The sequence below is a fragment of the Candidatus Micrarchaeia archaeon genome (genome assembly GCA_041650355.1).
GTDB lineage: Archaea > Micrarchaeota > Micrarchaeia > Anstonellales > Bilamarchaeaceae > JAHJBR01.
In genome coordinates this window covers 1-3,092 of sequence record JBAZLI010000095.1, presented here as the reverse complement: position 1 = coordinate 3,092, position 3,092 = coordinate 1, and the positions used below count along the sequence as shown (strand labels likewise).

The 3,092-nt window shown below is 54.8% G+C and carries 8 protein-coding genes; 3 read left to right on the top strand and 5 right to left on the bottom strand.

What is annotated here, in order from left to right; all coding sequences use genetic code 11:
* From WC488_05210 to WC488_05190, 5 genes are all read right to left on the bottom strand, one after another.
* The coding region (locus WC488_05210; GenBank protein MFA5077795.1) for a hypothetical protein at nt 1–218 on the bottom strand (218 nt) is incomplete at its 3' end.
* 15 nt (nt 219–233) lie between these two features.
* Nucleotides 234–545 carry a hypothetical protein gene (locus WC488_05205; protein MFA5077794.1) on the bottom strand — a complete coding sequence of 104 codons (312 nt, stop codon included), beginning with the start codon at nt 543–545 and terminating at the stop codon, nt 234–236.
* Between the two features lie 266 nt (nt 546–811).
* Nucleotides 812–1,075, bottom strand: coding sequence for a hypothetical protein (locus tag WC488_05200; protein ID MFA5077793.1), 264 nt, complete (start codon nt 1,073–1,075; stop codon nt 812–814).
* A complete protein-coding gene (locus WC488_05195) occupies nt 1,075–1,263 on the bottom strand; it encodes a hypothetical protein (protein ID MFA5077792.1) in 189 nt (62 codons plus the stop codon). The genes WC488_05200 and WC488_05195 overlap by 1 nt, the downstream gene beginning before the upstream one ends.
* Entirely contained in the window at nt 1,263–1,457 is a 195-nt protein-coding gene (locus tag WC488_05190; protein ID MFA5077791.1) for a hypothetical protein, read from the bottom strand. Before WC488_05190 ends, WC488_05195 begins: the two co-directional genes overlap by 1 nt.
* Before the next feature lie 150 nt (nt 1,458–1,607).
* Here WC488_05190 and WC488_05185 point away from each other — a divergent pair, with 150 nt between their 5' ends.
* The 3 genes from WC488_05185 to WC488_05175 form a co-directional block, all read left to right on the top strand.
* Complete coding sequence (locus tag WC488_05185) at nt 1,608–1,997, top strand: hypothetical protein (GenBank protein MFA5077790.1); 390 nt, start codon at nt 1,608–1,610, stop codon at nt 1,995–1,997.
* Nucleotides 1,998–1,999: 2 nt separating this feature from the next.
* Nucleotides 2,000–2,275, top strand: coding sequence for a hypothetical protein (locus WC488_05180; protein ID MFA5077789.1), 276 nt, complete (start codon nt 2,000–2,002; stop codon nt 2,273–2,275).
* Between the two features lie 112 nt (nt 2,276–2,387).
* On the top strand, nt 2,388–3,092 hold a 705-nt coding region (locus WC488_05175; protein ID MFA5077788.1), incomplete at its 3' end, for a hypothetical protein.

Here is a 3,092-nt window from a genome sequence, read left to right as displayed (position 1 = left end):
CGGAAGAGGTTGTGGTATTGCTTGCCGTTACCGGCATCCACATGCTCGACCGTGAAGGTGTATACCTGCCCGCTTCTCAGTTCGGGAAGATTCGGTTCGAATGCGCTATATTTCTTTTCGCGGTCCGGGCTCAGCGGGTCTTCAAATACATATATTGTCCGCTTCGCCTCGTCCATCCTGCCCTTCAATTTTGCGGTTACCTGTTCCTTAGTTCCCATAGACATCCCCTTCCTTCATTTTCGACATATCGCATTACCCTCCAGATTCTCGGCCATCTGCCGGAGTTTCACGAGCATCTCCTGCGCGGATTGGAACTCGCTCTTTGACAGCGCGCGCTTCTCCGCGGGTGCGAGAAATGTGTTCAGGTTGTTCAGGTTGCCCCGGACCCGGTTTTGGTATTCTTCGAGCGACATCGCCCGCCCCATCTGGACCTGGATTGCCTGCTCGCATATGATGGACAGGTTCGAGCCCGCGAAGTCGTTCGCTGCTTTCGAGAGCCTGATTTCGCGCCCGATTGAGTTGAATGTTCCATCCCGTTTTCTCATCCATGACCACCATATCTTTCATTCCAGCCGTTACTGCCGTTACCAAGGTAACGGCTCAACCGTTACCTGGAATTTCTGCTGTGACACACCGGAGGTAACGGCTATACCGGTAGTTTTGTGTCAGTTCACGCGAGGGCATGTCGGGAAAAAATACCCGACGTTACAGCCCTCGCTCTGCCCATGCGCGAAGGGCGCATGTTCCGGGGGGTTCGGGGGGTTTCAGCCGTTACAGCCGTTACCTCCCGCTTGCGTGTGTGTTCCCCCTTTCAGCCGTTACTGCCGTTACTGCCGGTTGAGCCGTTACTTGTGGCTGAGCCAGCAGTTGTCCCACTATCGATGAACGTGTTGAGAGCATCCCGGAGCTTTTTCGCGCTCTCCAAGTCAAGTGATATTTCAGCGGTTCCGTTGCACGAGATAGGTTCGTCAGAACCAGCCACTGCATACGCGGTGAGGCCATACCGCCCCACGTCCACGAGGAGATAGAACGTCCCGTCTTCCCCGACACGCATCCCGTCTATGGTATCTGCCATCAGAATCCCCCTCCATTGGCGGCAGGCGGGACTCCTCCCTGATTCTGAGCCCCGACCGCCTGTCCGCCCGTTATCCCAGCATACAGCTCCCGCACTGCCGCTTCGAGGTCCGCAAGGGGCAGTATCCCGTGTGCCCCGGCCTCGTAACCCATCCGTATGAGCTTCAAGTCCCGTTCGATGTTGTCCATCAAGACCCCCTCTTTTCGAGTTCCTCGTATCTGCGCTCGATGTCAGAGATGAAAACGTCCAATAAGTCGGGGTGGCTGTCTGGCGGGTATGGCAAGTTGAAAATCCTTTGGACCTTGCCCCGGAAATCCTTGGAACCGAGCTTGTCTCTCTGGTCGCTCCGGGCCGGTAGTTGCACCTTTTCCGTTTCTGCCATCTCAAACCCTCCTTTTTACATTCTTTGTATATTCATTTTTTGAATGTGTTTTGTATATAAAAGAGAAGGTTTATAATCCTTTCCACGTTTTAGATGCATTTTATATCTAAATCCAACACATTTAAAAGAATTTTGATGCACTGTTCCCCCGTGGAATCGCAAAAAAACGATATGAAATCCGTCCTGAATAGAGGACTCATGGTCTCTGAAAAAGGCTCGGTTCAGATGACCACAAACCAGGTCCGGCTCATTCTCAATAAGGACTTGGCCATCGCATTGTCGTTCGAGGGTGTGGAGACAGGAACGCGCCTGCACGCCATCCTAGATAAAAAGCGCAAGATTATTCACGTGGGGTATGGTTCCTTGCAGGAGCTAAATGACTTCGTATCGTGGGTCTTTGAAAACGAGGCGAAAGCTGCCAATAACGAGTATGTGAAGAAATCGGACATCCTGCCTACTGTGGAGAAGCTTCAAGCTGAGGTTGAGAAGCTGGGCCGGGATTATGACACAATGAAAAAGAAGGAACAGGGAGGGAAGTAAGAATGAGCTTTGTTGTCGGGATAAAGAAAGTGTGCGCGCTCGCCTCGGGGGGTCTCGGGGTTCTCATCTTAGGGGATGCACTGATGCAGTTCCGAAGTGCGCAGGCTGTCGGGGTTGCCGCCACCCAAGAGGTCATGTCTGGGGCGGCGGTCCTGCTTATGGGCGTCGGCGCAGTCTTCGTCCTTATCGCCGCCTTCTTGTGGGGTTCTGCTAAAAAGGACGAACTCGTGGAACTGCAGCTCCAGAAAGAAAAGGAATCACTCACCAAGAAATCCTAGGTCACGCTGGCAAAAATTCCGGGCGGACTTGGACTACCGCGATGAAGCCCTCCGGGGGCTTCGTGTTGGCAGTTCAAAGCCGCCCTGTTATCCCAGGGAGTTTGAGCCTAAAATGCCGATATACAATGCGGTCCTGTTGCAGAGGACCAAGGAGATAGCGCTGCAAAGAATGCCGGTCGAGGACGCCGCGCTCGTGCGCCGGTACCTGGACCATAGATTCGCTATCGATAGCCTCTCCGAGTTTCGGATGTCGAAGATTGCCGCAACGCTCCGAATCGTGCGCGAGCATCTCCCATGTGGATTCGAGCGGGCCGCCCAGCCGGACATAATCGGGTTCCTGCGCTGGCTCGAAGGTTCGCATTACGCCCCCTGGTCCCGTTGGACGTTCAGAATCATCCTGCGCTCTTTCCTCACATGGCTCGGAAAGGACGCCAAGTATATCAAATCCGAGCGCCGGAAGATTAGGCGACGCGAGGAGCCGGTTCTGTCCGAGCAGGATGCCCTTGCGCTGATTCGGGCCGCGCGCCACCCCCGCGACCGTGCCTTAGTTGCTGTCCTATGGGAAGCTGGGGGGAGGATAGGGGAGGTCGGAACCCTGCGCATCAAGGATGTGGTGTTCGAGAAATTGGGCACACGGCTCCAGTTTTTCGGCAAAACAGGCCACCGCCCCGTGCTGGTTATAATATCTACCCCCTACCTGCTCGAGTGGCTCAGTGCCCATCCTGGACGCGATGCGCCCGATGCCCCGTTGTGGATCGTCCTGCATGGGAAAACGAAAGGACGACAGGCTTCTTACGGTTCCCTTGCCACCATGCTC